Annotated in this window: 6 protein-coding genes; 3 read left to right on the top strand and 3 right to left on the bottom strand. The window is 47.1% G+C overall.

Going from position 1 to position 5,785, the window contains the following annotated elements; genetic code table 11:
* Positions 1-13: 13 nt before the first annotated feature.
* Positions 14-394 carry a DUF3110 domain-containing protein gene (locus Q0991_RS04150; protein WP_299485784.1) on the top strand — a complete coding sequence of 127 codons (381 nt, stop codon included), beginning with the start codon at positions 14-16 and terminating at the stop codon, positions 392-394.
* A 25-nt stretch (positions 395-419) separates the two neighbouring features.
* On the top strand, positions 420-1,880 hold the full coding sequence (locus Q0991_RS04145; protein ID WP_299485782.1) for a DUF3084 domain-containing protein: 1,461 nt from the start codon (positions 420-422) through the stop codon (positions 1,878-1,880).
* A 7-nt stretch (positions 1,881-1,887) separates the two neighbouring features.
* On the opposite strand, the gene bchD is transcribed toward Q0991_RS04145, so the two are convergent.
* Both bchD and Q0991_RS04135 read right to left on the bottom strand, forming a co-directional pair.
* Positions 1,888-3,924, bottom strand: a complete 2,037-nt coding sequence (gene bchD, locus Q0991_RS04140) for a magnesium chelatase ATPase subunit D (RefSeq protein WP_299485780.1) — start codon at positions 3,922-3,924, stop codon at positions 1,888-1,890.
* A gap of 717 nt (positions 3,925-4,641) precedes the next feature.
* The gene (locus Q0991_RS04135; RefSeq protein ID WP_299485778.1) at positions 4,642-4,986 is read right to left on the bottom strand and encodes a hypothetical protein; all 345 of its coding nucleotides are present in this window, start codon (positions 4,984-4,986) and stop codon (positions 4,642-4,644) included.
* 151 nt (positions 4,987-5,137) lie between these two features.
* Between Q0991_RS04135 and Q0991_RS04130 the strand changes: the two genes are divergently transcribed.
* Entirely contained in the window at positions 5,138-5,473 is a 336-nt protein-coding gene (locus Q0991_RS04130) for a hypothetical protein (protein WP_299485776.1), read from the top strand.
* Here Q0991_RS04130 and Q0991_RS04125 read toward each other — a convergent pair.
* On the bottom strand, positions 5,464-5,691 hold the full coding sequence (locus Q0991_RS04125; RefSeq protein WP_299485774.1) for a hypothetical protein: 228 nt from the start codon (positions 5,689-5,691) through the stop codon (positions 5,464-5,466). The two genes, Q0991_RS04130 and Q0991_RS04125, sit on opposite strands and share 10 nt — an antisense overlap.
* Positions 5,692-5,785 lie beyond the last annotated feature (94 nt).

Here is a 5,785-nt window from a genome sequence, read left to right as displayed (position 1 = left end):
TCAACTCAGGATCATGCGTGTATTTGTTTTGTTATTTAATGCTGGAACTGAGAACGAGGGCATTCACTCCTTACAGAAGCAGGTTTCCACGGATGAAGGCAGTTATACACAAGATGTCGTACTGGCTTTTGAAGAGGAAGACGACGCCACTCGCTTTGCCTTAATGCTGGAAGCTCAGGATTTTCCAGCAGCCACGGTAGAGGGATTTGATCAAGACGAGATTGAAGCATTTTGCGACAGTGCGGGCTTAGAACTGGAACTTATTCCTGTGGGCTCCCTTGCTGTGCCGCCAGAGGCTAATGTCGACCGAACCGATTGGCAACCGGAACAGCCGGAGGCCGATGTCAACGATTTAGATCAAATTCGTCGTCGTTTAGAGAATCTGCTGGATTAACCCGTTACGATCTGCAAGGGTTTCCATGCTGGGGTACTTTCTGGTTGTTGTCATTATTATTTTGGGCGGTGCGATCGCAACGTTAGGTGATCGGATCGGCTCGAAGGTGGGCAAGGCCCGTCTCAGTCTGTTCAATCTCCGTCCGAAAAATACGGCCATTGTGATCACCATTATGACTGGCGCGGTGATTTCGGCCCTCACCTTGGGGATTGTCTTTGCCTTTAGCCAACAATTTCGGGATGCCCTATTTCGGTTTGATGATATCCAGAAGCGCAGTCGGATTGTCCAAAAAGAATTGGATGAAACCCAGGCTGAAAAAGATACGATCGAAATCGATCTCAATCGAGCCCGATCCAGTCTTAGCCGGACGCGACAACGTCTCAAAACCGCTAATCGTTCGTTGGTGAAAGCCATTGCTCGGGAGAAGCGAATCGAGCGCCAGCTCAAGCAGACCCAAAGCCGTTTTCTCCAGTCCAAACGGGAAATCACCAAGTTTGCTGGCCAAGCGAAGCAGTTGCGATCGCAAATTCAATCCCTCCGCACGGAGCGAAAAAAACTCCGAGTTCAGCGCAACCAATCTGAGGCCCGGCTTAAACAAGTCAATGTCCAAAAAAGGCAGCTCGAAACGGCCATTAGCCAAGCCCAAACACGCCTCCGGCAAGTTGAGATGCAAAAGCAAGAGTTAACCACAACCATCGCCAAGGGGCGTCAAGAACTAAAAGCCGCCAACCAGCAACGTCAACAATTGCAAAAAGACGTTCAAGCTCTAGAATCAAACCGAGAACGCCTAGAGAAAAATGTCGAATTTCTGCTGTTGGGGTTACGGCGAGGCACTATTGCGATTCGAACCGGGCAAATTCTCGCCTCAGCCGTCATCCAGGACATTAATTCCAAAACCGATGCCTTACAAGCAATCAACACGCTACTACAGCAGGCTCGTCAAAGGGCAATTTCTTTGTCCAACCTAGGAGAAATTCCAAACGAGCAGCAAGTCGTTCAAATGCGTCAATCTGACGTTGAGCGGTTAGCGATTCGGATTGGCGATGGAAAATCTTATGTCGTCAATATTTTAGCCGCTGCCAGCTATTTACAAGGAGAACGAGCCATTTTTGTCGTTCCCCAATTGGCCGCAAATCGGGTCATTTACCAAGCAGGTACTCCAATTGCCCGCGTGTCCGTCCAACCTGCCCAGATGAGCGATGAGCAACTCCTACTTCAAATTGAGCAGTTATTAAGGGGTGTCAATCGGCAAGCTATTGTTGCTGGCTTCTTGCCTGATCCTCTGAACGGAACGGTTGGCACCTTTCGACAAATAGATCTCTTCCGATTTATTTTGGCGTTGAAAGATCGCAATGATCAAGGTACGGTCGATATTATTGCCATTACGCCCAAAACAGTACTGACTGCTAGTCCCCTGGCGATAGAACTCGTCGCCGTCAAGGATAAGCAGGTCATCCTGAGAAGTAACGCTTCTAATCCGTCATAGGGCAAACCTAACTGGTTAGGTTACTAATGGCATCTTGCGTGACGGCGGCAATAGCTTGATCCGTAGCTTTGGGTAAGTGGTAGTAGTTCCCCCCCGCATTTTGGGCCAATTCTTTGGCAAATCCAGTGGAAATAAACTTGTTCTCGGTGTCAATCACCAACAATTTCAAGTTCAAGGCTCGAATGCGCCCCGCAATGTCCAGCAACTCAGCCTTAATATCTGGTTTTTCGCCATCCACTTGGGGCTCACCTAGGGACGTAGCCAAGGGGATATTGCCCCGACCATCGGTAATTGCAACCAAAACGACCTGACCAATATCACCAGAAGAGAGGGCATTCATCCCCACCCGCACGGCTTGGGTAAGGCCGTGGGCTAATGGAGATCCACCTCCACAGGGCAGGGTATCTAACCGACGGCGGGCGGCTTCAATAGAGCGGGTAGGAGGCAGGAGAACATCGGCCCGTTCCCCTCTAAACGGGATCAGAGAAACCTGATCTCGGTTTTGATAGGCTTCCGTTAATAGGCGCATTACTGCCCCTTTTGCCGACTGCATCCGGTTAAGGGCCATTGACCCCGAGGCATCGACCACAAATACAACCAAGGCCCCCGCTTTACGAGCTAGCCGTTTGGTGCGGACATCAGACTGCTCGACAATCACTCGTCGATTGGGGTGACGCAGCCGTCGCGCTTTTTGATAAGGAGCCGCCGCTCTGAGCGTGGCATCAACTGCAATTCGTTTAACGCCACCCTTAGGCAACATGGGCTTGACATAGCGACCCCGATCTTCTGAAAAGACAATACTGCGGCTCCCTGATTTTCCCTGTCGGCTGGCATTTTGGGCAAAATACAAGACTTGGGGATCGAGAACGACCCCATCTGGATCGAACACAAATTCTTCAGGAATGCTGGGTGGCTCCTCTGGTTCGGGTGGCTCCTCCTCGTCTTGATCATCCTCTTCCTCTTCTTGATCGGACTGATCAGAGCTGTCTTGCTGGGGCGGAGGGGGCGGAGGTTGTTCAGGGGGCGGGGCTTCAATGACGGTTGCTCGAGGGACAATGACCAATTCAACGGCACGCCTTAGATCTTCTGCCGTCACTTCTGATCGACCGTTGAGGGCGGCATGTGCTTTGGCCACACGAACGGCAAATAGCTCAGCCCGGTGACCTTGAACGCCTCCCCTAAGGGCTTCATCTACGAGATAGACAATTTGGGAATGCTGAATTTGGACATCTTTCAACCATTCCCGAGCAAGCAAAATTTGAGTTTTTAGATCATCGGTTTCATCCGCATACTGCTCTAAAAATTCTTGCGGAGAATTGGCGTATGCGGTGGCTTGCTCTACCGCCTGGACGCGCATATCAAGCCCTAAGATCTGATCGGCAGAGAGGGAAATCGCTATCCGGTCCAATAGATGTTCCCGTAGCGGTCCTTCTTCTGGGTTGTAGGTGGCAATAAAAATAGTGGAGCAAGGATGTTGGAAGCTAAGTCCTTCACGCTCAATTTGGTTCCGACCTTCCGTTAAGCTGGTCAGCAATAAATTTGAAATCTGGTCGTCCAGAAGATTGATTTCATCAACGTAAAGGACGCCTCGATTCGCCTCGGCTAACAATCCTGGCTGAAAAACAGTTTCTCCCCTTTTCACGGATTGGCTGACATCCACGGAACCTAACAGCCGATCTTCGGTGACCCCCAGCGGCACCTGAATAAAGGGGGTTGGAATAATTTCCGTTTCAGGTTGTGGGCGACCATCCACCATGGGGATATCCCCGGCCTCTAGCTGGGCCAATAAATCATCGTCCCAGGTTGAGGTGTCTTCAGGATCACATTGACTGATAGACGCTTTAACCACTTCAATTGGCGGTAAGAGGGCATGAACTGCACGAGCCATTACAGACTTTGCTGTTCCTCGTCGCCCCGCAATAACGACTCCACCCAGGGTCGGATCAACGGCTGTCAGCAATAATGCCAATTTAATCGCCTCTTGGCCCACTACAGCTGTGAGGGGGAAAGTGGTGATTGGTGAAGGAGGTTCTGCAACAGGCATAGCGGAATACTTGAACGGCCAGACCTTCAGAATACCAAGATCTTTACCTCAAAGGGATTGCTCCAGCATTTTGTCACCGCTATCTGTTTATTACAAAACGATGGCTGAGCCTAGAAACGCAGAGGCAATAACCGAACGACTCCAAGCGTTATTAACCCTAATAGGAGTTGTGCAGAAGGGGGAGCTAGCACATAACTACATAGAGTGCTCAGAAGACCTGCGCAGGTAGCGGCAATGGCATGAACTTCTTCAGTTTTTCTAAGTTTGATAGCGAGAGCAATACAAATAACGGCTACCGCCATAAAGAAACCACTAAACATGCAAATTTACCTATTCAAACTTCCTTATTCGTAGATATTGTTTTCAGATTTGTGCAGGCAGAGAGATTGAGTAAAATAAATCAAATTCAAATTATCCATTGCATTTAGCCTATCACAGATGAGCTAAGTAATATTACTTAATCATCGTTTTTTCTTATCAGACCTATCTGGGTTCTTTATCTGTTTTCGTAAACTCTATTTTTATCATTGATATCATCGTCAATCAATTATTAAAGACCTAGGCGAGAAACTATACTAACCATAAAAAAATAAGCTAGCGTAAAGCCTAGCTCAAAAATTATTTCTATCTTTTTTTTGCTTGTATCTTTAAGGGATATATCTCTAATTTAGAATCCACTTTTCCCAAGCTCATCAGAGTAGATGAAGCTTGCATAAGTTAGTTCCAGATCGTCATTTTTTCAGGGTTCTGCAACTCAGGAACTTTGATTACCAGTTCTACCTCATTTAGCGGCTGTCCAAGTTCGTAAATCGAATTCTTAGTGGTTACGTAAACCCGTCCCCTCTCTGAAAAGTATCCTTTAACACCTGAGGTACTGATATTCACACCCTGAGGATGTTTCTTATGGTTATGAATTCGACCTTTGATGATGACTTTCCCTTTTTGCTCTAAAACGACCCATGACTCAATGGTGAGAATACCCTTGAAATCATATTTTGTAACCTTTCTAGAGTCAGAGGAATTGTCGAGGAAGAAACCTGTAATGTCGTCAATGGTAACCATGAAGAGCAATAGGAGGGGGACAACGGGGCAGTAGGTAACTATATTTATTATGTATAACTTAATTTTATAGTTCTTCTAAAATTAGGCCTTCAGTAATCTCCCCGATCTTTCTCACTACCCTCAAATATATTGTCAGCGTTAGACTCATTTCTTGAAAGCTTCCCCTCCAGATAAATATTTTTCTATTCCAGGCTACTTTGAAGCAGTGACACCAGAACCACAATATTTAATCAAAAGCTTAATAAACTGTTCAGCAAACTTGGAATCAAGTTGGATTCAAGCGTCTAGCATGGTTAACCTGGGATGGTTTGCAATACAGATCAATCTAATAAGGCTGAAAACGTTATGCCAAAAAGATACAGTTTACCGAATGGGAACAAATTACAGCAGTAGAAATTTATTTCATCAGCTACATAGCTCAAAAGACCCAATTGTATGGCAAGAGATAATTGGGTCTTTTGATTTAACCACTAAAGATTACACATAGCTCACGTAGGATGCGTCTAGGTCGAAGGATTCCACCGTTGTATTTTCAACAATGACAATCAGATCATTTCCACGATAGATGCCAGCACCAGAGACATCGCCTGCAGAGGCTGCTCCCAAAGAGTACTTGGATGCATTGCCATGGAGCTGAATCCTATCTTCAGCCGCATTGAAGTCGGTCAAAATCGCATACCCATCATGGAAGGGAGAATCAGGCATGGATCAAAACCGGGTAACAGTGTCAGGAGGGATCAAGGTAACCTGAAGGCTTGTTGTCACCCCCTGAATTGACCCTCCAGTATGATTTCAACTC

The sequence above is a fragment of the Acaryochloris sp. IP29b_bin.137 genome, assembly GCF_028285745.1.
Classification (GTDB): Bacteria; Cyanobacteriota; Cyanobacteriia; order Thermosynechococcales; family Thermosynechococcaceae; genus Acaryochloris.
This window is presented reverse-complemented; position numbering and strand designations above follow the sequence as displayed.

Excerpts from the sequence above, each read along its gene's own strand:
- Q0991_RS04150 (WP_299485784.1), top strand. The coding sequence starts at position 14 with ATGCGTGTATTTGTTTTGTTATTTAATGCTGGAACTGAGAACGAGGGC.
- Q0991_RS04145 (WP_299485782.1), top strand. The coding sequence starts at position 420 with ATGCTGGGGTACTTTCTGGTTGTTGTCATTATTATTTTGGGCGGTGCG.
- bchD (WP_299485780.1), bottom strand. The coding sequence starts at position 3,924 with ATGCCTGTTGCAGAACCTCCTTCACCAATCACCACTTTCCCCCTCACA.
- Q0991_RS04135 (WP_299485778.1), bottom strand. The coding sequence starts at position 4,986 with ATGGTTACCATTGACGACATTACAGGTTTCTTCCTCGACAATTCCTCT.
- Q0991_RS04125 (WP_299485774.1), bottom strand. The coding sequence starts at position 5,691 with ATGCCTGATTCTCCCTTCCATGATGGGTATGCGATTTTGACCGACTTC.